Origin of the sequence: Streptomyces sp. NPDC057617 (assembly GCF_042800555.1) — a bacterium.
Taxonomy (GTDB): domain Bacteria; phylum Actinomycetota; class Actinomycetes; order Streptomycetales; family Streptomycetaceae; genus Streptomyces.
Map to the genome: position 1 here is coordinate 123,140 of NZ_JBHVGV010000006.1, position 25,362 is coordinate 148,501.

The window sequence follows — 25,362 nt, forward strand, 5'->3', positions numbered from 1 at the left end:
GATGTTCGGAACGCATAAGTTTCTGGAGGGGACAGGACAGATGAGTTACAACCAGCCGGGCCCGTACGGTGGCCAGCCGCCTCAGCAGCCGGGGCCGTACGGGCAGCCGCAGCCCGGGCCTTACGGGCAGCAGCCGCCGCAGCCCGGCTACGGTTATCCGCAGCAGGCCCCGCCCCCGCCGGGGACGCCGCCGCAGCCCGGGTACGGGTATCCGCAGCAGGGCGGGCCTTACGGGCAGCCGCCGCAGCAGCCTCCGTACGGCGCGGGCCCGGGCCAGTACCCGCCCCCTCCGCCCGCCGCGCCCAAGAAGAAGACCGGGCTGATCGTCGGGGTCGTCGTGGTGGCGCTGGCGGTCATAGCCGGCGGGGCGTACTTCCTGACCTCCGGCGGCAGCGGTGGCGGCGGCTCGGTCGCCGACGACGGCCCGCACAAGCTGACCACGCCGGAGACGGTCATCGGCGGCTCGTACAAGAAGGTCGACTCGGGCGCGGGCGGCGACGACGGCATGTCCGAGCAGGACCTCAAGGACATGGAGGGCTGGGGCGTCAAGAACCCCAAGGACGTCGGCGCGGGCTACTCCGCGGGCGGTGACTCCCTGACCAGCAAGCAGCTCACCTTCAGCGGTGTGTACGGCACGATCGACGACCCGGAGCAGGTCGTCGACTCGCTCTTCGCGAAGATGAAGGCCGAGACCGGCCAGGCGGACAAGTCCACCGAGGGTGAACTGGTCGGCAGCCCCCAGGAGTTCACCCCGGAGGGCTTCGAGAACGGTGTGATGAAGTGCCAGGAGGCCAAGATCACCGACAGCGGCAAGTCGTCGTCCTTCCCCACCTGCATCTGGGCGGACCACAGCACCGCGGTCTACGTGCTCTCCATCGACCTGGCCCAACTCGCCACCGGTAAGCCCACATCCCTGGAAGAAGCCGCCACCCTGGCCGCCAAACTCCGCAACGACGTCCGCGTAGCGCTCTGACCCCACCGCACACACCACACAAAAGCGCCCGGGCATCCACCCCGCCCGGGCGCCCGCTTTCCACGTTCAGGAATCATTCGGTTACGCTGAGTACCGGACTGGCCCACTGCGCGAGGGAGACGCATCATGACTGTGATGCTTGAGCGCCCGACGATAGACGGCAACGACCCCCGACGCTTCGAGGACCTGTGCAGGGCCCTCGACGAGCTGAACGTGCCGGACGGCTTCAAAGCCGAGATCATCAGGGCGAACATCGTGGTGTCGCCGTGGTCGAAGGCGTATTACCTCGACGTCATGGACCTGATCTGCGATCAGATGCGTGCCCATCTCCCCGGGGGCCATCGCATCAGCTCCGCCCCTGCGCTCTATGTCTTCCCGGGGATCGAGCGGGCGTACGGTCCGGACGTCCATGCGGCCGATGGCCGGACCCGCAGGACGACGAGCCGGCATCTGGACGGGGAGGGCCTGTCCTTCATCGCCGAACTGACCTCGGCCTCAACGAGGGACGCCGACCTGGTCGACAAGGTCGAGCGCTATGGGAAGGCCGGCGTTCCCGTCTATCTGCTGCTCGACATGCAGGAGGACAGCGCCACCGTCTTCTGGTCTCCGACCACCAAGGGGTACGAGTCTCACCTCACCGTGCCGTTCGGCAAGGACATCCTCATTCCCGCACCGTTCAACTGCACCCTCAGCACCGAGGGTTTCCAAGCCCCGTTCGGGTACGACGAAGACTGACCCACTGACCCACCACACAAAAGCGCCCGGGCATCCACTCCGCCCGGGCGCTTTGTGCGTAAAAGACGCTGAAAAAAGCGTTACGCCGACTTCTCGTGTCTGCCGTCGTTCTTCACGATCCTCGGTTCCCGTGGGACCAGGGTCGGGTTGACGTTGTCGCGGACCACTGCCGCTGTGATGACGACGCGGGCGACGTCCTTGCGGGACGGGACTTCGTACATCACCGACTGGAGGACCTCTTCGAGGATCGCGCGCAGGCCTCGGGCGCCGGTGCCGCGGAGGATGGCCTGGTCGGCGATGGCTTCGAGGGCGGGGCGGTCGAAGTCCAGTTCCACACCGTCGAGTTCGAAGAGGCGCTGATACTGCTTCACCAGCGCGTTCCGCGGTTCGACCAGGATCTGGAGCAGCGCCTCGCGGTCCAGGTTGTGGACCGAGGTCAGGACGGGCAGGCGGCCGATGAACTCCGGGATCATCCCGAACTTCACCAGGTCCTCCGGCATGACCTCCTGGAACTGGTCGCTCGCCTCGATCTCCCGCTTCGAGCGGATCGTCGCCCCGAAGCCGATCCCCTTCGCGCCCGCCCGCGACTCGATGATCTTCTCAAGACCCGCGAACGCGCCGCCCACGATGAACAGCACATTCGTCGTGTCGATCTGGATGAACTCCTGGTGCGGGTGCTTCCGGCCGCCCTGTGGGGGGACCGAGGCGGTCGTGCCCTCCAGGATCTTCAGCAGCGCCTGCTGGACACCCTCGCCGCTCACATCCCGCGTGATCGAAGGGTTCTCGCTCTTGCGCGCGACCTTGTCGATCTCGTCGATGTAGATGATCCCGGTCTCGGCCTTCTTGACGTCGTAGTCGGCCGCCTGGATCAGCTTCAGCAGAATGTTCTCGACGTCCTCGCCGACATACCCGGCCTCCGTCAGCGCCGTGGCATCCGCGATGGCGAACGGTACGTTCAGCATCCGGGCCAGTGTCTGCGCGAGCAGTGTCTTGCCGGACCCGGTCGGCCCCAGCAGCAGGATGTTCGACTTCGCCAGCTCGATCGCGTCGTCGCGCCCCGACCCGCCCCCGGTCTCCCCCGCCTGCACCCGCTTGTAGTGGTTGTAGACCGCCACCGAGAGCGCCTTCTTCGCGGGCTCCTGCCCGACGACGTACCCCTCAAGGAACTCGTAGATCTCGCGAGGCTTGGGCAGTTCCTCCCACCGCACCTCGGAGGTCTCCGCCAGCTCCTCCTCGATGATCTCGTTGCAGAGGTCGATGCACTCGTCGCAGATGTACACACCGGGACCCGCGATGAGCTTCTTCACCTGCTTCTGGCTCTTCCCGCAGAACGAGCACTTGAGCAGATCGCCGCCATCACCGATGCGTGCCACGAGGTGCTTCCCCTTCGCCTGGGAGCAGCTTTGGTTCAGCGGCTCCTGTGCCTCATATCCGACGGTACCTTGCCCGGGCCCCCGTTCGGGCCCCCCTTGGCGCGGTTCACACTCACCGCGCCGGAGCGCCGGGTGACCGCGCCAAGGGCGCCGGGTGTGTCCGGTGTGTCAGGCGGCCGCAGCGGCCGTGGTCTTGCGGGTCGACACGATCTGGTCGACCAGTCCGTACGCGAGCGCGTCCTCGGCGGTGAGGATCTTGTCACGCTCGATGTCGTCGCGGACCTTCTCGATCGGCGTGGTGGAGTGCTTGGCCAGCATCTCTTCGAGCTGGGCGCGCATCCGCAGGATCTCGTTGGCCGCGATCTCCAGGTCGGAGAGCTGCTCACGGCCGGTCTGGCTGGACGGCTGGTGGATCAGCACACGCGCGTTGGGCAGGGCGAGCCGCTTGCCGGCCGTACCGGCGGCGAGCAGGACGGCGGCGGCGGACGCGGCCTGGCCCATGCACACGGTCTGGATGTCGGGCTTCACGAACTGCATCGTGTCGTAGATGGCCGTGAGGGCCGTCATCGAGCCGCCGGGGCTGTTGATGTAGATCGAGATGTCCCGGTCCGGGTCCATCGACTCCAGGCAGAGGAGCTGCGCCATGACGTCGTTGGCGGAGGCGTCGTCGATCTGCACACCGAGGAAGATCACGCGCTCCTCAAAGAGCTTCGCGTACGGGTCGTACTCGCGCACGCCCTGCGAGGTGCGCTCCACGAAGCGCGGAACGACGTAACGGTTGTCCACCTGGGGGCCGGTGTAGAGGCCGCTCGCGGAGTTGTTGCTCGCGGAATTGCTGTTCATGTGCATGTGGGTGTTCACCATCCTGTGGCGTTCGGTGGTCGTGGCGGGCTCGTGGCCGGCTGGTACGGGGCGGCGCTACTGCTCACAAGGCGCGCTCAGGCCCCGGTGCCGCCACCGCCCGGAACGCCGGAAGCAGCGGAGATGATCTCGTCGATGATGCCGTACTCCTTGGCCTCCTCGGCGGTGAACCAGCGGTCGCGGTCACCGTCGCGGATGATCGTCTCCTCGGTCTGGCCGGTGTGACGAGCGGTGATCTCGGCCATGCGCTTCTTCGTACGGAGAAGCTGCTCGGCCTGGATCTTGATGTCGGAGGCGGTGCCACCGAGGCCCGCGGAGCCCTGGTGCATGAGGATGTCGGTGTGCGGCAGCGCGAAGCGCTTGCCCGCCGTGCCGCCGGTCAGCAGGAACTGGCCCATGGACGCGGCGAGACCCATACCGATGGTCACCACGTCGTTCGGGATGTACTGCATGGTGTCGTAGACGGCCATGCCGGCCGTCACGGAGCCACCGGGGCTGTTGATGTACAGGAAAATGTCCTTCTCGGGCTCGGCCGCGAGGAGGAGGAGCTGCGCGGTGATCTTGTTGGCGATGTCGTCGTCGACCTGCTGGCCGAGGAAGATGATCCGCTCTCCGAGCAGCCGGCTGTAGACCTGGTCGCCGAGGCCACCACCGAGGGACGGCTCACCGGCGGCGTAAGGCATCAGATTCGTCACGCGTATACACCTGCTCGTCTCTGACGGCTTTGGCCGTCTCAGCGTCTTCGTACCGGGGACGGGAGACTCCCCAGCCCTCGTATTCATGGACCCTAACGCGCTGGTCGGCGGGCGCCATCCCGGTTCCGGGGCTGTTCGCTGGGAGCGCAAGGTAGTTGAGGAGCGCAAACGGCTGTACGGCCCACTGCGGGCCCGTACGCCGACGGGAAGGGCCCCGGGGTCGCGTGGCGCGTCCGGGGCCCTTCCTGGCGTTCACAGCGGCTCGGAGCCGTTACGGGAGAACGGCTCAGGCCTCGGGCTTGTCGGCCTTGTCCGCGGCGGCGTCGGCGGCCTCCGCGGCCGGAGCCTCAGCGGCGGCCTCCTCGCCGCCCTCGTCCTCGGCATCGTCTTCGTCCCGCAGGTCGACGACCTCACCGTTCGTGTCCGTCACCTTCGCGGACTCGACGACCACGGCCAGCGCCTTGCCCCGCGCGACCTCGCCCACCAGCATCGGCACCTGGCCGCCCTCGACGACCGCCTTGGCGAACTCGTCGGGGGACATCCCGGAGGACTGCGCGCGCCGCATGAGGTGCTCGGTCAGCTCCTCCTGGTTGACGTTCAGCTTCTCCTTGTTGACCAGCTCGTCGAGGATGAACTGCGTCTTGATGCCCTTGACCGCCTGCTCCTTGGTCTCGGTCTCGAACTCCTCCTCGGTCTTGCCCTGGATCTCCAGGTACTTCGCGAGGTCGAGTCCCATCTGACCGAGCTGGTGGTGCTCAAGGTTGTGCTTACGGGTGTTGATCTCGTCCGCGAGCAGCTTCTCGGGGATCGGCACCTCGGCCAGCTTCAGCAGCTCGTCGAGGACCCGCTCCTGGGCCTGGGTGGCCTGCTCGTACTGCTTCTCGTTCTCCAGGCGCTTGCGCTCGTCCGCACGCATCTCGTCGATGGTGTCGAACTTGCTGGCCATCTGCGCGAAGTCGTCGTCCAGCTCGGGCACCTCACGGGCGGAGACCTGCGACACCTTGACGGTGACCTCGGCCTCCTTGCCCTCGGCGGCCCCGCCCTTCAGCTCGGAGGTGAAGGTGGCCTCGCCGCCGGCCTCCAGGCCGATGACGGCCTCGTCGATGCCGTCGAGCAGCTCGCCGGAGCCGATCGTGTACTGGATGCCGCTCGCGACACCGTCCGGCAGCACCTCGCCGTCGATCCGGGCCTCCAGGTCGACGGTCACGACATCGCCGTCGACGGCGGCGCGCTCGACCGGGACGGTGGAGGCGAAGCGCTCGCGGAGGCGCTCGACGGCCTTGTCCACGTCCTCTTCGCCGACCTCGACCGCGTCGACGGTGACCTCGATGCCGGAGTAGTCCGGGATCTCGATGACCGGGCGGACGTCCACCTCGGCGGTGAAGGCCAGCAGTTCGCCGTCCTTCAGCTCGGTGATGTCGACGTCGGGCTGACCGAGGACATTCAGCTCACCCTCGTTGACCGCGTCGGTGTAGAACTTCGGGAGGGCGTCGTTGACCGCCTCCTCCAGCACAGCACCACGCCCGAACCGCTGGTCGATGATCCGGGCCGGGATCTTGCCCTTGCGGAAGCCCTTCACCGTGACCTGCTGGTTGATCTTCTTGTACGCCGCGTCGAGGCTGTCCTTGAGCTCCTCGAAGGGCACCTCGACAGTGAGCCGAACCCGAGTCGGGTTCAGGGTCTCCACGGCGCTCTTCACGGTTCGGTCTCCTTGGTGGCTGATTCAGGGGTTCTGCTGTGCCCTCGCCTCGTCCGGCGGCGGCCCCAGCGGATGCCCGCCCGGCTCGTCAGAGACTCTTCAGACACACGGGCACGCAGCTTGCATAGTAACCGCAAGCGGGAAGCCGCCAACAATGCGCTGCCGCGCCGCGATCTTGCCTGAATGGTCGGGGTGGCCGGATTCGAACCGACGACCTTCCGCTCCCAAAGCGGACGCGCTACCAAGCTGCGCCACACCCCGTCGGTGCGACACGTAGGGTACATGCCCGCAGGCACGGCGTCGGCCTCTTTGTATGGGGCTTTGTACGGGGGGCTCGCCCTGGCCTCGCCCCGGCCGCCCGCCAGGTGTGCGGCGAGCGGTCCGTACCCGCTACGATGTTGTCCGTGCCGGGGCCGGTTCGGTCCGCGGCACACGCTGTGCGGGCGTAGCTCAATGGTAGAGCCCTAGTCTTCCAAACTAGCTACGCGGGTTCGATTCCCGTCGCCCGCTCCATGTTCAAAAGGCTTCGGCCCGACCGGGTGCTCCACGTACTCCACCGGTCGGGCCGAAGCCTTTTGCCGCTCAGAAGCGTATCTGGTTGATCATCTCGGCCAGTGAATTGAGGAATCGATTCACTGAAGGCGCGATGTTGGTGGAGGCCAGGAAGAAGCCGAAGAGGATCGCCACGATCGCCGGCCCGGCCTTGAGGGAACCGCCGCGGATCAGCACCACCATGATGATCGCCAGGAGAAGCACCACAGACAGTGAAATGGCCACAACTGATCACACCCTCGGTCGGTTCACCCAGCCCTGCCGCGCAACATGCGCGACGTACACCCCTCTTGGACCATGGTGCCATCAACTCCCGCGCAGATGTTGCCGGGTGACGGCTTTCTTTCCCCAGTACCCGCCCGTCACCAAGAGCCACCCTCAAGCGTCGCCAAGAGCCGCCCCCAAGTCGTTTGGTAAACTAATTATTGACGATTCCTTGACACTTCTTTGACTAGCGGAGGAGCGATCCCATCGGACACGCGGAGACCCTCATCGCCATGGGCGGCGCCTTCCTCGCCGCCGCCGTACTCGCACGCCTCGGCAGCCGCATCGAGCTGCCCACGATCCCCCTCTTCATCCTGGCCGGGATCCTTCTCGGCCCGCACACACCCGGCATCGTGCTGGTCTCCGATCCGCACGACCTGGAGATGCTCAGCGCCCTGGGCCTGGTCCTGCTCCTCTTCTATCTGGGCCTCGAATTCCATCTGGACGACCTCAAGGCGGGCGGCCGGAAGATGGCCCTCGCCGGCGGCACGTATCTCGCCCTGAACGTCGGCGCCGGCCTCGGCTTCGGCTTCGCGCTCGGCTGGGGTACGAGCGAGGCGCTGGTCCTCGCCGGAGTGCTCGGCATCTCCTCGTCCGCCATCGTCACCAAGGTCCTGGTCGACCTCGGCCGTATCGGCAACCCGGAGACCAAGCCCGTCCTCGGCATCATCGTCGTCGAGGACATCTTCCTGGCCCTCTATCTCGCGGCCCTCCAGCCGATCCTGTCCGGCGCCGACAGCCTCTCGGCGGCGGTGATGGACGGAGCGAAGGCGTTCGGCTTCCTGCTGGCGCTGGCGGTCGCGGCGCGGTACGGAACGAAGCTCGTGAGCCGGTTCATCGCCACCAAGGACGACGAACTGCTCGTGATCTCCTTCCTCGGCATCGCGGTCTTCGTGGCGGGCGTGTCCGAGTGGTTCGGAGTCGCGGACGCCATCGGCGCGTTCATGGTCGGCCTGATGCTCGGCGGTACGACCTCGGGTGACCGGATACGCAAGCTCGTCCACCCGCTGCGTGACGCCTTCGGCGCGATCTTCTTCTTCGCCTTCGGCCTGTCGATCAATCCGGGCGATCTGCCGACCGTCCTGTGGCCGGTGCTGGCCGCCGTCGCCGTCACGCTGGTGATGAACATCCTGGCGGGCCTCTCCGCCGCCAGGATCTTCCGCTTCGGAGCCGGCCCCGCGGCCAATATCTCCACCACACTGCTGGCGCGCGGCGAGTTCGCCCTGATCCTCGCCACCATGGCCGCCGGGGCGAGCCTCGACGTGCGGCTCGCCCCTTTCATCGCGGGTTACGTACTGATCCTGGCGGTGCTGGGCCCACTGGCGGCCGGCCGGTCGCACTGGCTGGCCCGCGTGCTGCCGGGCGGGCGCCGTGGCGGCGAGGGCGACGGGGGCGACGGCCGCGGCGGACAGCCCGACGGGCCGCGCCGCCTGGAAGAGGCATCAGCCACAAGCTGAGTCCGGCGCCCGTACCTTCGCCACGCACTCGAACCAGACCGTCTTCCCGCCACCCTTCTGCGGAGTCACCCCCACCGGTCGGTCACGGCCTCCACCAGCAGCAACCCCCGTCCGCCCTCGGCCAGTTCGTCGACCGGCTCTTCGCCCGAGCTTGGCTGTTTCACGTATGGCACGCCGGGCGCCCTGTCCGTCACCTCGACGCGCGGCGCGTCCGGCTGTCACACAGACACCAGAGGCCGGTACGGCCCAGCCCCCCGGCCCCGTACCGGCCTCGCCCCATGCCCCCGCGGCCGGGTCAGGCCGCGGCCCGCATGTGCTCCTGTGCCCACTCCTCGAAGCTGGTGAGCGGGATGCCGAGGTCCCGCGCGAACTCCGGGAGTGCGGGCTGCGGGTACTCATTGATGCGCGCCTGCCCGAAGCCCATGTCGGGCATCCCGGCGGCGGTCGCCTCCTCCGCGGTCATGTCGGGCGCGGTCAGCTCGGTGCCCAGGGCGCGGGAGAGGATCTCGGCGATGTCGGTCATGGTCAGGTGGTCGCCGGCCAGTTCCAGTTCGACGCGGTCGAACCGCTCGGGCGCGGCGACGGCCGCGGCGACCGCCCGGCCGATGTCCTCGACCGCGATGAGGGACAGCCAGGTCGTGGGCTTCAGGAGGGTCACGAGGCCGCCCTCGATCCCGCGGGGGAACATGATTTCTTCGGAGGGGTGGAAGTTGCCCATGAAGAAGCCCGGTTTGATGAGCGTCCAGTGCGTGAAGCCCGCCTCGCGCACCCGGTCCTGGATCCCGGCCTTCGCGGCGTAGTAGGGCTCCATCCAGGCCCAGGGCCCCGCGACCCAGTCAGTGTGCTGCCCGGCGCCGGAGACGGACGTGTGCACGAACTGCGGCACTCCGGCGGCCCTCGCGCCCTCGATCAGATTGACCGCCTGGGCCAACTCGCCTTCGAAGGCACGTCCGTTCATGTCGGGCATCTGCACCGAGAAGACGGCGCGGGCGCCTTCGGCGGCGCGTCGTACGGAGTCGCGGTCGTCGAGATCGCCGGTGACCAGTTCGGCGCCGAGGGCTTCGACGGCCTTGGCCCGGTCGGTGGCGGGGTCGCGGACGAGGGCGCGTACGGGAATGCCCGCGGCGAGCAGGGCACGGGCGGTGGCGCCGCCTTGCCGGCCGGTGGAGCCGGTGACCAGGACAGGTTCTGTCGTCATGGGTTACCTCGGGTGGTGACAGTGACGTGCGGCTAAGTGGCGAGGCCCGCCACTTACGCTCCGGTACGATACGGAGGACCCCGCCACTTAAGCAATCCCGGAGATGACGCCATGCCCGTCCAGCGCGCGGACGCCCGGCGCAACTACGCGCGGATCCTCGCCGTGGCCGAGGAGGAGGTCGCCGCGCACGGCGCCGATGCCTCCCTGGAGCAGATCGCCCGTATCGCGGGAGTCGGCTCCGCCACCGTGCGCCGGCACTTCCCGGGCCGGCACGCCCTGCTGCAAGCGGTGTTCAGCGAACGGATCGAGGCCTTGTGCGCCCGCGCCGAGGAACTGGCCGGGGCGGCCGACGCGCGGGCCGCCCTGCTGGACTGGCTGGGCGCCCTCACCACGTACGCCGCGTCGGCCCGCGGCCTGGCCGACGCGCTGGTCCAGGACGGCATGGCGGCCGACGACCCGGCCCATGTGAACGCCTGCTCCACGAAGCTCACCGGCGCGGCCGATCCGCTGCTCCAGAATGCCGCCCGGGCCGGCGCGGTGGCCCCGGACGTGACCGTCGCCGACCTGATCACTCTGGTCACCGGCATCGCCCTGGCCACGGAACACCACGCGGACCCAACCGCCGAGGCGCACCGGCTGCTGGGCCTGGCGGTGCTGGGAATCAGCCCTCGGAGGTGAGCCCCGCGGAGGTAATCAGGGGGTGGGCCGGAGGGGGTGGGCCGGGTGTGGGTCTGTGGTGCGGGTGTGCCGGCGGCGGTACTCGCCGGGGGCTGTTCCGTACTCGCGTTTGAAGGCGCGGTTGAATGCGGATTCGGAGGTGTAGCCGGTCAGCCGCGCGATGGTGTGCAGGGGCGTGTTGTCGAGGCGTAGCAGGGCGCCGGCCGAGGTCATGCGCCACCACGTGAGGTAGGTGAGCGGTGGTGTGCCGACGAGGGTGGTGAAGCGGCGGGCGAATGCGGCTCGTGACAGCCCTGCGCGTGTGCCCAGTTCTTCCACTGTCCAGGGGTGGGTGGGGTCACGGTGGAGGTGGTGCAGTGCGGTGCTGACCGCCGGATCGGACAGGGCTGCCGCCCAGCCGGTGGTGGCGCTCCGGGCCTGCTCCTTGTACCAGGTACGCAGGATGTACAGCAGCATCGTGTCCAGCAGGCTGGAGACGATGGCGTCGGAACCGGGGTTGCGCTCGTTGAGTTCGTCGCCGAGCAGGGCGACGACTGCCGAGAGGGGAGCCTGCCGGCTGACGCGTGCGGGCAGGTGGATGAGGTCCGGTAGCTCCGCCAGGAGCGGGTGCGAGCGAGCGCGGTTGAGCTGGTAGGAACCGCAGATGAGTACGGTGGCGGGCTCCGTGCGCTGAATTTCGCTACGGGGGATCCAGGCGTCGTCCAGGTCCTTGGTGGCGTCGACGAGCGCACTTGAAGGGTGGTCGGCGAGGGCCATCTCCTGCCCGTGAGAGACGAAAACCACGTCGCCCGCCGCGAGAGCCACCGGCGCGGAGTCGCGCGACAGCAGCCAGCACCCGCCCTCAAGCACCACGTGGAACCCTGGGCCACTGATCGGCGCGAAGCGCAGGCCCCAGGGCGCGGTGAGATGGGTACGTGCCGAGTGCGGCCGGCCGGTCCGGATCATGGCTACCGCGTCACTGACGACGTCCATGAGTGAAACTCTACATTCGAGGGCTCATGCGAGACGCACGGTCAAGGGAACGAGACTTTTGGGCATGGATCGTCTTGCCGGATGGATCTAACGTCGGAATGCGTCATCGACGGCGGGACCAGGCCCACCGTCCGGAAGGAGTTGCGAGTCCCATGAACGCCAACCCCATCGAGCTGCCCGACGTGGTGAGCCGCTATCTGGAAGCTCACCTCGTCCGGGACACCGCGACCGCCCTCGCGGCGTTCCACGAGGGCGCCACCGTCACCGACGAGGGCGTCACCCGTACCGGCACCGCCGCCATCGAGGCGTGGCTCGGCAAAGCAGCGAGCGAGTTCACTTTCACCACCGAACGGCTCGGCGCCGAGCAACTGGACGACACCCACTGGGTCGTAACGAACCGGCTGGAGGGCGACTTCCCCGGCGGGCGCGCCGATCTCCGCTACCGCTTCACGCTGCGCTCCGGTCTGATCGAGGACCTCACGATCGCCCCCTGACCTCTGTGACCTCTGTGACCTGTGAAGCGGACCTCTGTAGCGGACCTCTGTGGCGCAACTACTCACACCGGTAGGTGATCAGGGGGTGGAGAGGCGGGTTTCGGTCCAGTCGACCATGAGCTTCCGTTCGGCGAAGAACCACCGGCCGTCCAGCTTGGCGAAGGTGTCGAGGTAGCGGATGGAGGCGACCATCAGGGTGCGCCGGCCGTCCGGTTGCCAGAGGTGGTGCGCCAGGCAGTAGGTCTCGCCGGTGGCGGTGTCGCCGTCGACGGTCACGGTCGACTGGCCGTTGAAGTGCGTTGTGGTGTCGTAGGTGTTGAGGTTGGCGAAGACCGGCGCCAGCGCGTCGCGGCCGTGCAGCTCCTGCGTGGGTTCGGGCGAGCGGCTGTCCATGTGGACGACGAAGTGCGTGTCCTTGGTGAAGAGCGCCATCTGGCCTTCGGCGTCGCGGGTGTCCGCGCAGTGCGCGTACGCGTCGACGAGTTCGCGCAGGGCGAGACGGTCGGCGGCTTCTTGCTCGGACATGGGTGCGGATATGGGTACGGCGGCGTGGATGCCCATGGCGTCTCCTCGGTCGGCGGCAACTATTTTACAGGTGTCCAATAGCGTACTCGACGTGGGACGATGGCCGTCGCTGACCGCGGGGAGGAGGACTGGCGCATGGTGGATCCGAGGATTGCCCGGACGGAGCGCGCCACGGAGGACGCCGTGATCACGCTCGCGTCCGCCCGGCCCATTTCCCGGATCAGCGTCTCGGAGCTGGCCGAGGCAGCCGGCGTCAGCCGCGCCACGTTCTACAACCGCTACACGACACCACTGGACGCCCTCACCCGCGTACTGCGCGCCGACCTGCGGGCCCTGCGCGCCAAGGACGAAGAACGGCGGGCGGGCGGCACGGAGCCGCCGGATGCCGCCCTGCGCCTGGCGACCGGCGACATCGTCGACCATGTCGAGCGCCATCGCGAGATCTACCGGCACGCGCTCCACGATCCGGCGGACCATGGAGTCTTTGACGCACTGACGGAGCACTTCACCGACTACAGCCTCGCGTTCATGCGCACGTCCGGCCACGCTCCGCCCGAGGGGATCGACCACCGGATCGTGGCCCAGTTCCTGGCACACGGCTTCGCCGGAGCACTGAGGGCCTGGCTGTCGGACGACGGCGTCGGCCGCGACGAACTGGTCGAGGCGGTGAGCGCGGCGGCTCCGGTCTGGTGGACACGGTAGGGCTGGGCGCGGGCCGGTGTCCGTGTCGGTGTCCGTGTTGGCGCGTGCGAAAGGCCCCTCCTCAGTGTGAGGAGGGGCCTTTCATGTGGAGCGCCCGGCAGGCCTTGCACCTACATTTCCCACCGGCAGGTGGACGTCTTTCCTTGGACCACAGACGCGTGACTTCCGTTTCCCTTGCGGTGAACCGGAGTTACGAGATGATCATACAGGATCTTGGGGGCCGCGTGTGTCCCGTGTGTCTGCGGACGGTGGGCCGGGTCTGGGCGAGGAGTAGAGGAACTGCCCTCTGTCGAGCGGCTGTTCCTTGACCTCGCCCCGCCACAGCAGCAGGCCGTGCCGGCGCTCCCAGTAAATCCCCAGGCAGGCCCGCATCAGCCACTCCACAGCCAGGGCCAGCGGGAACAGGGCCGCCCACGGGGACCACACGAGGGCCGCGATCAGGGACGGCACGAGGAGCAGGAGAAGGAAGCGCGAGTCGAGGAGGTGCCGGTTCGCCGCGTGGTCGGCGGGCAGGACCGCTGCGGGCTCGTTCAGCGGCACTGCCGTCCTGAAGGTCCGTACCTCGCTGTGCTTCACGAACGGGAGAGCCCCGAGGAGCCCCGCGAATACGCAGAAGCCGAACATGAACTGGATGAACTGCCGACCGTAGTCGTCGTCCGCCGCCGGAATCCCGCGCACGCCGAAGGCCACCAGCGCGCCGATCGCGGACGCGCACACCGCCATCGTGACGCCCATGAGCTGATGGTTGACGTATCTGCGCATCGATTCCCCCCGTGGCACCGTCCCCAGGCGATTGTCGCGTACTCAGTCGATGGTCTCGACGGTCTGCCTGACCTTGGTGGCGAGGGGGGCCGGGAGGGGGGCGTAGTCCAGATCGGTGAGGGTTTGCTGGGCTTCCGTGCCCGCGGTGTAGGTGAGGAACGACTTCAGGGCGTCAAAGGTGGCGGCCAGGTTGCCCTTGTCGCAGACGATCTCGTAGGTGACGCCGAGGAGGGGGTACGCGCCCTTCGCCGCGGTCGTGTAGTTGAGGTCCAGGGCCAGGTCCTTGCCCGTACCGGCCACTCGGGCGTCGGCGAGGGCGCGGGAGGCGGTGGCCGGGGTGGGCGCTACGGGCTCGGCGGCGCCGGTCCGGAGTTTGACGGTGTTCATGCTGCGGTTGGTCGCGTAAATCAGCTCCGCGTACCCGATCGCACCGTCGGTCGACTGGACCTCCGCCATCAGTTGGTCGGAGGTGGCGATGCTCTGGCCGCCGGGGGCCATCCACCTGTTGCCGTTGGTGTACGGCCAGTTCTCGAACCCGGCGGCGGCCACCAGGAACTTGCCGAGGGTGAAGTTGACGCCGGACTCGTCGGCGCGGTGGAAGGCGAGGATGCGCTTGTCGGGCAGATCGGCGGTCGGGTTCAGCTCCGCGATGGCGGGGTCGTCCCACTGGGTGATCTTGTCGGAGAAGATCTTGGCGAGGGTGGGAGCGTCGAGTACGAGGTCGTCGACGCCGGCGAGGTCGTAGGCGAAGGCGATCGGGGTGCCGAGCATGGGCAGGTTGATGCCCGTACCGCCGCCCTGGCAGATGCTCTTGGACTGCTCGGCCTCGGTCGGCTTGAGCGGGGAGTCGGAGCCCGCGAAGGCGTTGAGCCCCCGGAGGAACTCGTTGATACCGGCACCCGAACCCTTGGCGTCGTAGTTGATCTGGGTGCCGGGACAGGCCGCGGCGTAGTCCGTGGACCAGGTGTCAATGGCGTCCCCCAGGGTGCTTGAACCCGAGGCCACGAGGGTCTGGCCGCTGTCGTCGCAGACGGGGGCGGTGGAGGAGGCCTTGGCGTCGGGGCTGCTCGGGCTGCCGGAAGTGTCGGGGGACTGGCCGGTCCGGCCGCTTGAGCTGCCCGGGTCGTTCGGATTGCCCCGGTCGGAGAACGCGTCGCTGAGGACCGGGGTGAGGGAGGCCACGGCGGCGACGGCGAGGGCGCCGATGAGCACGCGGGTGCGGTGCTTGCGGAGCCAGGTCTGGGAGTGGCCGGTGGGTGAGATGCGGGTGTCGGGGAGGGCGTTGGAGGAGTCGTCGCCGCCGTCCGGTGCGGGACGTGAAGACGGCCGGGGCGCGGGGGTGGCGGGTACGGGCGTCGGCTTGGCGGGTGTGGGCCGCGCGGCCAGGGCGGGCCTGGTGGGCTCGGCGGCGGGCGGCTTCGCGGCCGGGGTGGGCTCGGCGGCCGGGGGCTTGGCCATCGAGACGGGCTCGGCGGCGGGCGCGTCGGGGACGGTCGGTGTGGGTTCGGCCGGGGCTGGGGCCGGGACCGGGGGCGGGGCGGGTTCGGCCGGCGCCGGCGCCGGGGGCGGAGTCGTATCCGTACCGCTGCTGCTCGTAGCCGTACCGCTGCTCGTACCGCCGGCCGTACCCGTAACGCTGCCCGCACCCGTACCCACATCCACTCGGCCGACCGCCGCGGCCAGTGGCGACGGCAGCCATGGGGACTCGCGCAGGGCGAGGGCGAGGGTCTGGGTACGGTCGGTCGTCAACGGCGGGGCATCCGGGCCAGGTTGGGGGCTCGCGGCGACAAGTCCTGCGAGTTCGTGGAGGAGTTGGGGAACGGTCGGCCGGGCGTCGGCGTCCTTGGCGAGGCAGCGGGCGATGACATCGCGTACGCGCGGGGGCAGGCCGGCCAGATCCGGTTCCTCGTGGACGACGCGATAGCCCATGGCGTGCGACGAACCGGTGCCGAAGGGGCCGTGTCCGGCGCCCGCGAAGGCCAGTACCGCGCCCAGGCAGAACACGTCGGCGGCGGGTCCGACGTTGCGGCGGGTGAACTGTTCCGGGGCCATGAACCCCGGCGTGCCGACGATGAGGCCGGTGCTGGTGAGCGCGTCGGAACCGGCTTCCATGGCGATGCCGAAGTCGATGACGCGGGGGCCGTCGGAGGCGAGCAGTACGTTGGAGGGCTTGAGGTCGCGGTGGATCAGCCCGGCGGCGTGGATGGCCTGGAGGGCCTCGGCGAGGCCGGCGCCGAGGGCGTACACGGACCATTCGGGCAGCGGGCCGTGCCGCCCGATCGCCTCGGCGAGCGAGAGGCCCGGTACGTACAGCGTGGCGAGCCAGGGCGCGGCGCCGTGCGGGTCGGCGCCGACGACGGCGGCGGTGAAGGCGCCGCTGACGGCCTGCGCGGCGGAGGCCTCGCGGGCGAACCGTTCACGGAAGCCGGGTTCGTCGGCCAGCTCGGGCCGGATGACCTTCAGGGCCACCTGCCGTCCGCCGGGCGAGGCCGCGAGATAGACCCGCCCCATCCCGCCGATGCCCAGCAGCCCGGTGAGCCGATAGGGCCCCACGGACTCCGGATCCCCCACTGCCAGAGCTTTCACCACGGCCCCCACTCCCCCAACTCCCGCCCGGCAAGCGCCGCCCGCGAGCGTACCGATCCCGCGGCAACCGGTGCGACCCGGACTCGCCCCTGTCCCTGCGGGCGTTGGGCCTCAGCTCAACCCGGCCCCGTTCCGCTCGGGCAGCGGCCAGACGCGCAACAGCCATTCCTCCACGCCCTCGTAGTACAGCTCCTGCCCGATAAGCGCGGCCGCTTCAGCCCTGCCCCGGCAATGAACCCGTACCCGGCACCGCCCGGGAGCCACGCTCAGCCCCTCACCGACGATCCCGCCGTCCCAGGTGCGGACCCGCAGAACTCCGGACTCGGTGCGGATCTCCGCGGTTTCGACGACCTCCCACAAGGCGTCCTCGCCGGGCGGCTCGGCGCCCCGGACTTCGACGCGTACCGCCGGATAGAAGTCATTACCTCCGGTCGCGAGCAGAAGCCCGGCGCCGCCAGGAACGGCAATACGCCCGCCGGCAATCTGCCGCGCCCAGTCGGCCGGCAGATCCAAGGCCTTCTGGTCCTCGACAAGCTGGAACTGCTTGTACTCGATCCTGGGCAGTACGTCCATGCAAACCCCATCCGCGCGGTGGGAGGATCGTGCAAGGGCACGGGAGTATCGGTCTAACGTTTCCGCAGCTCACGGTGTTTGGATCGGAGAGGTCCATTCCACCGCACCAGCTACGGGAGTACGCACATGGCACTCGATTCCTATGTCGGCCTCGGCCGGTCGGGGCTCAAGGTGAGCCCGTTCTGCCTCGGCGCGATGACCTTCGGCGACGAGGACGGTATCGGCTCCGGTGTCGAGGAGTCCGAGAAGATTTTGCGGACCTATCTCGACCGCGGCGGCAACTTCATCGACACCGCCAACTTCTATACGAACGGCCACTCGGAGAAGATCCTCGGCGACTTCTTCGCCCGCCACGGCGGACTGCGCGACCGTACCGTCCTGGCCACCAAGTTCTACGGCAACCTCCACCTCGGCGACCCCAACGGCGGCGGCGCCGGCCGCAAGGCCGTCACCGACCAGCTCGAACAGTCCCTGCGGCGGCTGCGGACCGACTACATCGACCTGTACTGGCTGCACAACTGGGACCGGTCGACCCCCGTCGAGGAGACCCTGCGCACCCTGGACGACCTCGTCCGCGCGGGCAAGATCCGGTACATCGGCTTCTCGAACACCCCTGGCTGGTTCACCGCGCAGGCCCACACCACGGCCCTGCTGCGCGGCTGGACACCTCTCACCGCGCTCCAGGTGGAGTACTCGCTGCTGGCCCGCACCGTCGAGGGCGAACTCGTCCCGCTCGCACAGGACACCGGTATGGGCATCACGCCTTGGAGCCCGCTGAAGAACGGGTTCCTGTCCGGGAAATACACCCGGCGCGACACCAGCCCCACCGACGCCGCCCGCGCGCCGATCGTCGGCTCGCCGAGCGAGGCCCAGTACGCGGTCATCGACGCGGTCGCGGCCATCGCCGAGGAGACCGGAACCAGTTCCGCCGCCGTCGCGCTGGCCTGGCTGCGGAACCGTCCCGGCGTCAGCTCCACCCTCATCGGAGCGCGCCGCCTCGAACACCTCGAAGCCAACCTCACCGCGCTCGAACTGACCCTCACCCGGGCCCAGACCGACACGCTGGACCAGGTATCGGCCCCCACCCTCAACTACCCGGCCGACCTCAACCGGGAGGTCGGCCCCATGCTGAAATACGCGGGCGCCACGGTCGACGGCCACAAGACCCCGGTCTACCCTCCGCTGCTCGATCCCGCCCGCTACTGAGAGCTCGTACGGGCCACCGGCCGTTCCACCGCCGGCGCCGGGTCCGTCCGGCTGCCGGTTCGTCCTCAATCGCCGGACGGGCTGGGGTGTACCCATTGCACAAGAATCATTGCGCAACAGGTCTTGTGCATATAACTTCGGCCGCATGTCCGATCACGACCGTTCCATCACCGACTCGCGCGTCCTCGCCGCCATGGCCCATCCCGCCCGGCGGCGGCTGCTCGATCTGCTCAAGCTCGACGGACCCGCGACCGCCAGTGGGCTGGCGCAGCAGACCGGGGAGGCCGTGGGGAATGTCAGCCATCATCTGCGGGCGCTCGCCGAGGCCGGGCTGATCGAGGAGGCGCCGGAGCTGGCGCGGGACCGGCGGGAGCGGTGGTGGCGGCGTACGACGCCCACACTGTGCTGGTCCTCGGCCGACTTCGCCGAGGACGCCGCCGGGGAGGCCGTCGCGCACGCCGTCGAATCGCTCAATCTGGAACGGCAGACCGGGCATGTACGGCGCTGGGCCGACCGGCCGCAGGCCGAGCAGGCGCGGTGGCCGCTGGGGCCGTTCTCGCACGAGGCCTGGCTCCGGGTCACCGACGCCGAACTCGCGCAGTTCGCCGCCGAGATCGGCGCGGTCGTCGACCGGTGGGCCGATCGCGAACTGCCCGACGACGGCCAGGAGCGCGACACGGTCTTCACCTTCACCCGCGCCGTACCCGGCCGGCCGTAGACCCGTCGTACCCGGCCGCCCGTAGAGCCCGTAGAGCCCGTAGAGCCCGTAGAAAGAGGAACAGAACATGAGCGTGTGGTTCATCACCGGCGCCTCCCGCGGCCTCGGCGCCGCCATCGCCCGCGAGGCGCTCGCCCGCGGCCATCACGTCGCCGCCACCGGACGCGACCTGGACGACCTGCGCCGTACCTTCCCCGACCCCGGCGACGCCCTCCTCCCCCTCGCCGCCGATGTCACCGACGAGCCGAGCGTCCGCGCCGCCGCGGACGCCGCCCTCGCCCGCTTCGGCCGGATCGACGTCCTCGTCAACAACGCCGGGCGCGGACTGATCGGCGCCGCCGAGGAGGTCTCGGACGAGGCCGCCCGCGCGGTGTTCGACACCAACTTCTTCGGCGTGCTCACCACCCAGCGGGCCGTCCTGCCGGCGCTGCGCGCCCAGCGCTCCGGGCATGTGATCAACATCAGCTCGGTGGGCGGGTTCACCGGCTCCCCGGGGTGGGGGCTGTACGCGGCGACGAAGTTCGCCCTGGAGGGCATGTCCGAGTCGCTGCGGGCGGAGCTGGCGCCTCTCGGCGTACGCGTCACGATTGTTCAGCCGGGCGGCTTCCGTACGGACTTCCTGGACGGTACGAGCCTGCACACCGAGCCGCACACGATCGACGACTACGCGACGACCTCGGGCACCACCCGCGACGTCCCCGCCTCGTACAACCACGCGCAGCGCGGCGACCCGGCCAAGGCCGCGGCGGCGATCGTCGATCTGGCGTCACTGCCGGAGGGCACCGAGCCCCCGATGCGGCTCCAGCTCGGCGCGGACTGCGTGGAGCGCGTATCGGCCAAGCTCGATCAGGTACGGAAGGACCTCGAAACCTGGCGTGCGGTGGCAGTCGCGACCGATCACACCGAATGAGAAAGATTTCCGGGAAACAGCGCCACTCGAAGCCGAATCCGAGGGGCGTCACCGAGAAACGGTGAACGAGTTTCCCGGCGAAGAAATTCCCGGCCGCGGATGAAGAGCACATGAATGGAACAGAACATTCCCCGCCGGATACCAGGGTCATCAATTGGCCATTCCCAGATATCCACTTGCGCCTGAGGAACTTCAACGCGTTGCATGGTCAAGTCTTCGCAAAGCGCGGGCAAAGCCAATGCGGGAGTTACCTTGATCCACACATCAGACACGTTCGGTGTTCTGCGGGAGTACGAAGAGGTGGTGGTGACCGGCGGAGCCGGGTTCGTCGGGCGCCATCTCGTCACAGCCTTGAGCCACCTGGACAAGAAGGTCACCGTCGTCGACCACGCCGTTCTCGGCGAGGACATCGCGTCGCTGCCCGGCGTCCGGCATGTGCGTGCCGACTTACGTGACTACGGCGAGACACTTCTCGCCCTGCAAGGAGCCGACGCCGTCTTCCACCTGGCGGGAAACGCCAGCGGGACACTGTCCGTCGAGAAACCGCGTCACGACTTTCACCTCAACGCGCTGGCGACCTGCAACGTCGGCAACGCCTCGCTCGAACTCGGAGTGCGGCGGCTGGTCTATCTCTCCTCCGCCATCGTGTACGGCACTCCGCAGCACACACCCATACGTGAGGACCATCCCACAGGGCCGTTCCTGCCCTATGGCGCCTCCAAACTCTCGGGCGAACTCACACTGCGCAGCCTGCACCAGAGCACCGGACTGCCGGCCGTCATCGGGCGGTCCTTCGTGATCTACGGTCCGGGCGAGGACCCGCGTCAGGCCGGTGGCGAGGTGTCGCAGTTCCTTCGCTGGCATCTCAACGAGCTGCCGATCCCGGTCGTCGGGGACATCGACCGCAAGACACGGGATTTCATCCACGTCGACGATCTGTGCCGCGCACTCATCACGCTCGCCGACCGCGGGACGGACGGCGAGATCTACAACCTGGGCAGTGGCACGGACGTGTCCATGCGTGAACTGGCCGAAGCCGTGACGAGGGCCACCGGCCGGCCGGCGCGTCTGGAGGCCGACACCAGCAGTCTCGAAGACAGCTTCACCCTGGTCGCAGACATCTCAAGCCTGACCGCCCTCGGGTTCAAACCGCAGGTCACCCTGGACGCGGGGCTCACCGTGCTCGCCGAGGAACTGGGCCGCTTCCCCGAACTGCCCACGGCCAAGGCGGTCTTCCGCAGGGAGCCGCCGCCGAGGAGGCGGCTGGCAGTGAGCCCGGGCGAGGCGGAAGCGGTGGCGTCGTGCTAGCACTGGACGGAGGCGGGAGCGTCATACCCGAAGGCGCGGTGGCACCGTGGCCGTACATCCTCGACGAGGACCGGAAGGCCGTGCTCGGCGCCCTCGACCAGGCGACTCCATGGCACTGGCCGATGAAGGCCGTACAGGAACTGGAGGACGCCTGGGCGCAGTTCACGGGGATGCCGTACGTCCTTGCCGCCAACTCGGGAACCGCCGCGCTGCACATGGCCATCGCGGCGGCCGGCGTCGAGCCGGGCGACGAGGTACTCGTACCCGCGGACACCTTTCTCGCCTCGGCGTCCAGCGTCCTCCAGGCGAACGCGATACCGGTCTTCGTCGACACCGACATCGAGACGTTCAACATCGACCCCGGCCTGGTGGAGGCGCGGATCACGGACCGTACCCGCGCGATCATCGCGGTCGACCTCAACGGTCTGCCCGCCGATTACGACGCGCTGCGCGGGATCGCCGACCGCCATGGTCTGCATCTGATCGAGGACGCCGCGCAGGCCCACGGTGCCATGTATCACGGCCGGCCGGTGGGCAGTCTCGGGTCCATGAGCGGAGCCAGCCTCAATGGCTCCAAATGCCTCTCGGCCCTCGGCGAGGGGGGACTGTTCGCGACCCGCGACGCGGATGAGCACCGGCTTGCCCGGAGGGTGCTGATGTTCGGCGAAGAACTGCCGGGCCAGGGTCGCGACTACAACGCCCGGATCATGGGGTGGAACTACCGGATCGACGTGCTCGCGGCGGCTTTCGCCCGCTCCCAGCTCACTCGTCTGCCTGAGATGTCACGGATCCGCGAGGCGAACGGCGCGGCGCTCACCACGGCACTCGCCGGCATCCCCGGCATCCGACCGCCCGTCATACCCGACGGCCTGACACACGTCTACTTCTTCTACCCGCTGCTGGTCCAGCCGGAGGACCTCGGTCTGGACGACATCCCGGTGGAGGCGTTCCGGGACGCGCTGGCGCAGGCGGTGAACGCGGAGGGGCTCGGCATCATGCGCTGGCAGCCCCAGCCCGTGCCGGCCCAGACCCTGTTCCAGGAGATGCGCGGCTACGGACGCGGCTGCCCGTGGTCCTGCGGCCACGCCGCCGCGGGACACGGCTACCGGCCCGAGGAGTACCCGGTGGCCGAGGAGATCTGCCGGCGCAGACTGGTCCTCGGGCAGAGTTTCAGCTCCCTCGGGCCGCCGAACGACGAACGGACCATGCTGATGTTCGCCGAGGTGTTCCACAAGGTGCTCGTGGAAGAACGCGACGCGCTCATCTCGCTCGCCCGCGGCATGGCCTGAACCTCGACCGCCGCGGCGCTCGACTGCCGGGGCGGCCCGGACGCTTCGCGGCGGCCCGGACGCTTCGCGGAGCGCCGCGGGGAGCGGCAGTGGGGTGTCCCCCGGCAGTGGAGACTGCCGGGGGACACCCGCATCGACGGACCGAACAGACCGGACCGAACAGAAGGACGCACGACTCCATGGGAAACAAGCCAGACGCAACGGACGACCGGACCTCGGGCTTACCGGGCGCGGGGACAGCCCGGCCCGGCTCCCGGCCGGGGGTGTCCGGCCCTCCCCCCTCGGCGCCCGCCCGCCCGCGCGCCGCGCGCGCGGCCGTGTGCGCCGTGTTCTTCGTCACCGGGGCCGCCTTCGCCACCTGGGCCGCGCGCGTCCCCGCGATCCAGGACCGGCTCGGGCTGTCCGAAGGGCAGCTCGCGGTGGCGCTGGTGGGGCTGAGCAGCGGGGCGTTCCTGGGCCTTCCGCTGGTGGGCGGTCTGGTGGCCCGGTACGGCAGCCGGGCGGTGCTGTTCGCCGGTATGACGGTCTATCTGGCCGCCCTGACCGGTCTGGCGTTCGCCCCCGACCTGCCGACGCTGACCGTGGCCCTGGCCCTGTTCGCCTGTGGCAATACCGCCGTCGATGTCTCCATGAACACCCAGGGCGTACTGGTCGAACGCGCCTACGGACGCAACATCCTGGGCGGATTCCACGCCATGTTCAGCCTCGGCGGGATCGCGGGCGCCGTGGCCGGCAGTCTCGCGGCCTCCGCGGGCATCGGTACCCGCCCGCACTTCACGGTGACCGCGCTCGTCCTGTGCGTGGCGGTCGCCGTGGCGGCGACCGCCCTGGTCCCCGAGCCGCAGGGGCGGACCGAGGACGCCGGTCCTCTTTTCGCCCTGCCCAGCGCCGGGCTGTGGATCCCCGGACTCGTCGCCTTCTGCGCCCTGATGGGCGAGGGCGTCATGAACGACTGGGGCGCGGTCTATCTCCACGACGTGACCGGCGCCTCGCCCGGTGCGGCGGGCATCGGATTCGCGCTCTTCTCGGCCGGCATGGTCGTCGGGCGCCTCTGCGCCGACCGGATCCGCGCCCGTACCGGCACCGTACGTTTCACCCTCGGCTGCGCCCTCGTCGCCGCGGCCGGGGCGGTGGTCTCGATCTCCGTGCCCACCACCGCCGCCGGGTTCGCCGGCTACACACTGGTCGGGCTGGGCATGGCGGCGGTGATCCCCGTGGTCTTCAGCCACGCCGCCCGGCTCCGGCCGGAACGCCCCGGTCCGGCGATCGCCGCCGTCTCGGCGGTCGGGTACGTCGGGTTCCTGGCCGGGCCGCCCGTCATCGGCGGCCTCGCCGAGGCCGTGGACCTGCGAGCCGCCATGCTCGTCCTGCCCGCGCTGATGGGCATGATGGCCCTGCTCTCCCTCCGCCTGCGCCGCCGCTGACAACCGAATGCCGCAGACGCGGCACAAGCGCCTGGAGGAGAGAGAGCCACCCCGGACGGCTAGGCGCTGTCCGGTCGGCGCAGCCGCGGGCGCTCCCGCGCGCCGCGCCGCCCTGAGACGGTCCAGGAGGGCCGGGGGCCTGGGCCCCGAGCCCTATCACGGGGGCCTGGCCTCCGGCCCCCGGGCGTCGGCGCCGAGGGGCAGCGCCCGGGGCGCTATCCCTCCCGGCAGATCAGCAGCAGCGCCCTGTCGTCGTTCACGTCCTTCGCCACCGCCTCGATCAGGTGCCACGCCGCGCCCTGGAACCCCGGCGCCACATACCGGTCCGCCTCGCCCGTCAGCCGGTCGATGCCCTCGCCGAGGTCCCGGCCCGACGCCTCGACCAGACCGTCCGTGAAGAGCATCAGCACATCGCCCGGCCGCAGCGTGCCCTTGGCCGAGTCGAACTGCGCCCCGTCGTACACCCCGAGCAGCGGGCCCTCGCCCGACTTCTCCTCCCACCGGCCGCTGCCCGCGTGGAGCTGGAGGGCGGGCAGATGGCCGGCGGAGAGCAGTTCGTAGTCGCCCGAGTCCAGGTCCAGGACAAGGTGGATGGAGGTGGCAAAACCCTCGTCCCAGTCCTGCCGGAGCAGATAGCCGTTGGCGGCCGGCAGGAAGGCGTGCGGCGGGAGCGAGCCGAGCAGCCCGCCGAAGGCGCCCGAGAGCAGCAGGGCGCGCGAACCCGCGTCCATGCCCTTGCCGGAGACATCGGTGAGGACGACTTCGAGGGTGCGCCCGCCGTTCGTACGGGCCGCCACGACGAAGTCGCCGGAGAACGACTGGCCGCCCGCCGGGCGCAGCGCCATCTCCCGGTGCCAGCCCTTGGGCAGGCGTGGGAGCGCGCTCTGTACGCGGATGCGCTCGCGCAGGTCGAAGAGCATCGTTCCGCCACGCCGCCAGGGCACCCCGACGCGGGCCCTGAACTGTGCGATCAGCAGACCGAACAGACCGCAGGCCGCCACCACCAGGACCGTGCCGGGCGTGACGCGGGCCGGGCCGTCCGGGTACGGGCCGAGGACCATCGACTCGACGATCAGGGCGGCGGCCGCCGCCGCGTACAGGCTGAGCAGGCTGGAGGGCCGCAGCAGCAGCCCGCCGGCCACGATCGGCAGGACGAGCGCGGAGGGCGCGCACCAGACCGGGATGGCGATGGTGGTGAGCGCGATGGCCGGAATCGTCAGCAGCAGTCCGGCGAGGGCGATCCAGTCGGAGCCGTCGCCACGGAAGTAGTCGACGCCGGATTTGCGCACGCCGTTGCGGACCCGGTGCAGCTTCCTGCGCAACCGGGCCGAATACGACTCCGCTCGCGCGACACCGGCCATCGTGTGGACCCTACCGATCCGGCCGACGGGCGTGCAGGGGGACCCCG

Annotated in this window: 24 protein-coding genes and 2 tRNA genes; 13 read left to right on the plus strand and 13 right to left on the minus strand. The window is 69.5% G+C overall.

Annotated elements, in window-relative coordinates; translation table 11 throughout:
• Positions 1 to 40: 40 nt before the first annotated feature.
• Positions 41 to 973 (plus strand): hypothetical protein, encoded by a 933-nt coding sequence (locus tag ACFU9P_RS16910; protein WP_384081229.1) that lies wholly within the window; start codon positions 41 to 43, stop codon positions 971 to 973.
• Positions 974 to 1,099: 126 nt separating this feature from the next.
• Complete coding sequence (locus ACFU9P_RS16915; protein WP_384081231.1) at positions 1,100 to 1,708, plus strand: Uma2 family endonuclease; 609 nt, start codon at positions 1,100 to 1,102, stop codon at positions 1,706 to 1,708.
• An 80-nt stretch (positions 1,709 to 1,788) separates the two neighbouring features.
• Here the strand turns inward: ACFU9P_RS16915 and clpX are convergent, their stop codons facing one another.
• The 5 genes from clpX to ACFU9P_RS16940 all read right to left on the minus strand — a co-directional run bounded on the left by clpX (position 1,789) and on the right by ACFU9P_RS16940 (position 6,597).
• Complete coding sequence (gene clpX, locus ACFU9P_RS16920) at positions 1,789 to 3,081, minus strand: ATP-dependent Clp protease ATP-binding subunit ClpX (RefSeq protein ID WP_376375714.1); 1,293 nt, start codon at positions 3,079 to 3,081, stop codon at positions 1,789 to 1,791.
• 168 nt (positions 3,082 to 3,249) lie between these two features.
• On the minus strand, positions 3,250 to 3,945 hold the full coding sequence (locus tag ACFU9P_RS16925) for an ATP-dependent Clp protease proteolytic subunit (RefSeq protein ID WP_376375711.1): 696 nt from the start codon (positions 3,943 to 3,945) through the stop codon (positions 3,250 to 3,252).
• A gap of 74 nt (positions 3,946 to 4,019) precedes the next feature.
• The gene (locus tag ACFU9P_RS16930; protein ID WP_376375802.1) at positions 4,020 to 4,625 is read right to left on the minus strand and encodes an ATP-dependent Clp protease proteolytic subunit; all 606 of its coding nucleotides are present in this window, start codon (positions 4,623 to 4,625) and stop codon (positions 4,020 to 4,022) included.
• A gap of 298 nt (positions 4,626 to 4,923) precedes the next feature.
• Positions 4,924 to 6,336 (minus strand): trigger factor, encoded by a 1,413-nt coding sequence (tig, locus tag ACFU9P_RS16935; RefSeq protein ID WP_384081235.1) that lies wholly within the window; start codon positions 6,334 to 6,336, stop codon positions 4,924 to 4,926.
• A 184-nt stretch (positions 6,337 to 6,520) separates the two neighbouring features.
• Positions 6,521 to 6,597 (minus strand) — tRNA-Pro (locus tag ACFU9P_RS16940).
• 178 nt (positions 6,598 to 6,775) lie between these two features.
• Between ACFU9P_RS16940 and ACFU9P_RS16945 the strand changes: the two genes are divergently transcribed.
• Positions 6,776 to 6,849: transfer RNA gene (locus tag ACFU9P_RS16945), tRNA-Gly, on the plus strand.
• Positions 6,850 to 6,918: 69 nt separating this feature from the next.
• Here the strand turns inward: ACFU9P_RS16945 and ACFU9P_RS16950 are convergent.
• The gene (locus tag ACFU9P_RS16950) at positions 6,919 to 7,113 is read right to left on the minus strand and encodes a hypothetical protein (RefSeq protein WP_376375705.1); all 195 of its coding nucleotides are present in this window, start codon (positions 7,111 to 7,113) and stop codon (positions 6,919 to 6,921) included.
• 272 nt (positions 7,114 to 7,385) lie between these two features.
• Here ACFU9P_RS16950 and ACFU9P_RS16955 point away from each other — a divergent pair, with 272 nt between their 5' ends.
• The gene (locus ACFU9P_RS16955; protein ID WP_384081238.1) at positions 7,386 to 8,609 is read left to right on the plus strand and encodes a cation:proton antiporter; all 1,224 of its coding nucleotides are present in this window, start codon (positions 7,386 to 7,388) and stop codon (positions 8,607 to 8,609) included.
• A 295-nt stretch (positions 8,610 to 8,904) separates the two neighbouring features.
• On the opposite strand, the gene ACFU9P_RS16960 is transcribed toward ACFU9P_RS16955, so the two are convergent.
• Entirely contained in the window at positions 8,905 to 9,807 is a 903-nt protein-coding gene (locus tag ACFU9P_RS16960) for an NmrA family NAD(P)-binding protein (RefSeq protein WP_384081241.1), read from the minus strand.
• A gap of 111 nt (positions 9,808 to 9,918) precedes the next feature.
• Here ACFU9P_RS16960 and ACFU9P_RS16965 point away from each other — a divergent pair, with 111 nt between their 5' ends.
• Entirely contained in the window at positions 9,919 to 10,485 is a 567-nt protein-coding gene (locus tag ACFU9P_RS16965; protein ID WP_384081244.1) for a TetR/AcrR family transcriptional regulator, read from the plus strand.
• A gap of 15 nt (positions 10,486 to 10,500) precedes the next feature.
• Here ACFU9P_RS16965 and ACFU9P_RS16970 read toward each other — a convergent pair whose 3' ends face one another.
• The gene (locus tag ACFU9P_RS16970; RefSeq protein ID WP_384081247.1) at positions 10,501 to 11,457 is read right to left on the minus strand and encodes an AraC family transcriptional regulator; all 957 of its coding nucleotides are present in this window, start codon (positions 11,455 to 11,457) and stop codon (positions 10,501 to 10,503) included.
• Positions 11,458 to 11,609: 152 nt separating this feature from the next.
• On the opposite strand from ACFU9P_RS16970, the gene ACFU9P_RS16975 reads away from it, so the two are divergent.
• On the plus strand, positions 11,610 to 11,951 hold the full coding sequence (locus tag ACFU9P_RS16975) for a nuclear transport factor 2 family protein (RefSeq protein WP_376375690.1): 342 nt from the start codon (positions 11,610 to 11,612) through the stop codon (positions 11,949 to 11,951).
• A 78-nt stretch (positions 11,952 to 12,029) separates the two neighbouring features.
• On the opposite strand, the gene ACFU9P_RS16980 is transcribed toward ACFU9P_RS16975, so the two are convergent.
• Positions 12,030 to 12,512, minus strand: coding sequence for a nuclear transport factor 2 family protein (locus tag ACFU9P_RS16980; protein WP_384081250.1), 483 nt, complete (start codon positions 12,510 to 12,512; stop codon positions 12,030 to 12,032).
• A 99-nt stretch (positions 12,513 to 12,611) separates the two neighbouring features.
• Between ACFU9P_RS16980 and ACFU9P_RS16985 the strand changes: the two genes are divergently transcribed.
• The gene (locus ACFU9P_RS16985) at positions 12,612 to 13,178 is read left to right on the plus strand and encodes a TetR/AcrR family transcriptional regulator (protein WP_384081252.1); all 567 of its coding nucleotides are present in this window, start codon (positions 12,612 to 12,614) and stop codon (positions 13,176 to 13,178) included.
• Positions 13,179 to 13,379: 201 nt separating this feature from the next.
• Here ACFU9P_RS16985 and ACFU9P_RS16990 read toward each other — a convergent pair whose 3' ends face one another.
• The 3 genes from ACFU9P_RS16990 to ACFU9P_RS17000 form a co-directional block, all read right to left on the minus strand.
• On the minus strand, positions 13,380 to 13,913 hold the full coding sequence (locus ACFU9P_RS16990; RefSeq protein WP_376375684.1) for a hypothetical protein: 534 nt from the start codon (positions 13,911 to 13,913) through the stop codon (positions 13,380 to 13,382).
• Positions 13,914 to 13,982: 69 nt separating this feature from the next.
• Positions 13,983 to 16,529: a phosphate ABC transporter substrate-binding protein PstS gene (gene pstS, locus ACFU9P_RS16995; protein ID WP_384081255.1), complete on the minus strand. Its 2,547-nt coding sequence runs from the start codon at positions 16,527 to 16,529 to the stop codon at positions 13,983 to 13,985.
• 108 nt (positions 16,530 to 16,637) lie between these two features.
• Positions 16,638 to 17,099 carry a hypothetical protein gene (locus tag ACFU9P_RS17000; protein WP_384081258.1) on the minus strand — a complete coding sequence of 154 codons (462 nt, stop codon included), beginning with the start codon at positions 17,097 to 17,099 and terminating at the stop codon, positions 16,638 to 16,640.
• Between the two features lie 126 nt (positions 17,100 to 17,225).
• On the opposite strand from ACFU9P_RS17000, the gene ACFU9P_RS17005 reads away from it, so the two are divergent.
• The 6 genes from ACFU9P_RS17005 (at position 17,226) to ACFU9P_RS17030 (ending at position 23,954) form a co-directional block, all read left to right on the plus strand.
• Positions 17,226 to 18,305 (plus strand): aldo/keto reductase, encoded by a 1,080-nt coding sequence (locus ACFU9P_RS17005; protein WP_384081261.1) that lies wholly within the window; start codon positions 17,226 to 17,228, stop codon positions 18,303 to 18,305.
• A gap of 145 nt (positions 18,306 to 18,450) precedes the next feature.
• Entirely contained in the window at positions 18,451 to 19,023 is a 573-nt protein-coding gene (locus ACFU9P_RS17010) for an ArsR/SmtB family transcription factor (protein ID WP_376375673.1), read from the plus strand.
• Positions 19,024 to 19,090: 67 nt separating this feature from the next.
• Positions 19,091 to 19,933, plus strand: a complete 843-nt coding sequence (locus tag ACFU9P_RS17015) for an oxidoreductase (RefSeq protein ID WP_384081264.1) — start codon at positions 19,091 to 19,093, stop codon at positions 19,931 to 19,933.
• 252 nt (positions 19,934 to 20,185) lie between these two features.
• Positions 20,186 to 21,241, plus strand: a complete 1,056-nt coding sequence (locus ACFU9P_RS17020) for an NAD-dependent epimerase/dehydratase family protein (RefSeq protein WP_384081268.1) — start codon at positions 20,186 to 20,188, stop codon at positions 21,239 to 21,241.
• Positions 21,235 to 22,530, plus strand: a complete 1,296-nt coding sequence (locus ACFU9P_RS17025; RefSeq protein ID WP_384081271.1) for a DegT/DnrJ/EryC1/StrS family aminotransferase — start codon at positions 21,235 to 21,237, stop codon at positions 22,528 to 22,530. The genes ACFU9P_RS17020 and ACFU9P_RS17025 overlap by 7 nt, the downstream gene beginning before the upstream one ends.
• 179 nt (positions 22,531 to 22,709) lie before the next feature.
• Positions 22,710 to 23,954, plus strand: coding sequence for an MFS transporter (locus ACFU9P_RS17030; RefSeq protein WP_384081274.1), 1,245 nt, complete (start codon positions 22,710 to 22,712; stop codon positions 23,952 to 23,954).
• Positions 23,955 to 24,169: 215 nt separating this feature from the next.
• Here ACFU9P_RS17030 and ACFU9P_RS17035 read toward each other — a convergent pair whose 3' ends face one another.
• A complete protein-coding gene (locus ACFU9P_RS17035) occupies positions 24,170 to 25,315 on the minus strand; it encodes a PP2C family protein-serine/threonine phosphatase (RefSeq protein WP_376375659.1) in 1,146 nt (381 codons plus the stop codon).
• Between the last annotated feature and the right edge of the window lie 47 nt (positions 25,316 to 25,362).

Excerpts from the sequence above, each read along its gene's own strand:
- ACFU9P_RS16910 (WP_384081229.1), top strand. The coding sequence starts at position 41 with ATGAGTTACAACCAGCCGGGCCCGTACGGTGGCCAGCCGCCTCAGCAG.
- ACFU9P_RS16915 (WP_384081231.1), top strand. The coding sequence starts at position 1,100 with ATGACTGTGATGCTTGAGCGCCCGACGATAGACGGCAACGACCCCCGA.
- ACFU9P_RS16925 (WP_376375711.1), bottom strand. The coding sequence starts at position 3,945 with ATGGTGAACACCCACATGCACATGAACAGCAATTCCGCGAGCAACAAC.
- ACFU9P_RS16930 (WP_376375802.1), bottom strand. The coding sequence starts at position 4,625 with ATGCCTTACGCCGCCGGTGAGCCGTCCCTCGGTGGTGGCCTCGGCGAC.
- ACFU9P_RS16955 (WP_384081238.1), top strand. The coding sequence starts at position 7,386 with ATGGGCGGCGCCTTCCTCGCCGCCGCCGTACTCGCACGCCTCGGCAGC.
- ACFU9P_RS16960 (WP_384081241.1), bottom strand. The coding sequence starts at position 9,807 with ATGACGACAGAACCTGTCCTGGTCACCGGCTCCACCGGCCGGCAAGGC.
- ACFU9P_RS16965 (WP_384081244.1), top strand. The coding sequence starts at position 9,919 with ATGCCCGTCCAGCGCGCGGACGCCCGGCGCAACTACGCGCGGATCCTC.
- ACFU9P_RS16970 (WP_384081247.1), bottom strand. The coding sequence starts at position 11,457 with ATGGACGTCGTCAGTGACGCGGTAGCCATGATCCGGACCGGCCGGCCG.
- ACFU9P_RS16975 (WP_376375690.1), top strand. The coding sequence starts at position 11,610 with ATGAACGCCAACCCCATCGAGCTGCCCGACGTGGTGAGCCGCTATCTG.
- ACFU9P_RS16980 (WP_384081250.1), bottom strand. The coding sequence starts at position 12,512 with ATGGGCATCCACGCCGCCGTACCCATATCCGCACCCATGTCCGAGCAA.
- ACFU9P_RS16985 (WP_384081252.1), top strand. The coding sequence starts at position 12,612 with ATGGTGGATCCGAGGATTGCCCGGACGGAGCGCGCCACGGAGGACGCC.
- ACFU9P_RS16990 (WP_376375684.1), bottom strand. The coding sequence starts at position 13,913 with ATGGGCGTCACGATGGCGGTGTGCGCGTCCGCGATCGGCGCGCTGGTG.
- ACFU9P_RS17000 (WP_384081258.1), bottom strand. The coding sequence starts at position 17,099 with ATGGACGTACTGCCCAGGATCGAGTACAAGCAGTTCCAGCTTGTCGAG.
- ACFU9P_RS17005 (WP_384081261.1), top strand. The coding sequence starts at position 17,226 with ATGGCACTCGATTCCTATGTCGGCCTCGGCCGGTCGGGGCTCAAGGTG.
- ACFU9P_RS17010 (WP_376375673.1), top strand. The coding sequence starts at position 18,451 with ATGTCCGATCACGACCGTTCCATCACCGACTCGCGCGTCCTCGCCGCC.
- ACFU9P_RS17015 (WP_384081264.1), top strand. The coding sequence starts at position 19,091 with ATGAGCGTGTGGTTCATCACCGGCGCCTCCCGCGGCCTCGGCGCCGCC.
- ACFU9P_RS17030 (WP_384081274.1), top strand. The coding sequence starts at position 22,710 with ATGGGAAACAAGCCAGACGCAACGGACGACCGGACCTCGGGCTTACCG.
- ACFU9P_RS17035 (WP_376375659.1), bottom strand. The coding sequence starts at position 25,315 with ATGGCCGGTGTCGCGCGAGCGGAGTCGTATTCGGCCCGGTTGCGCAGG.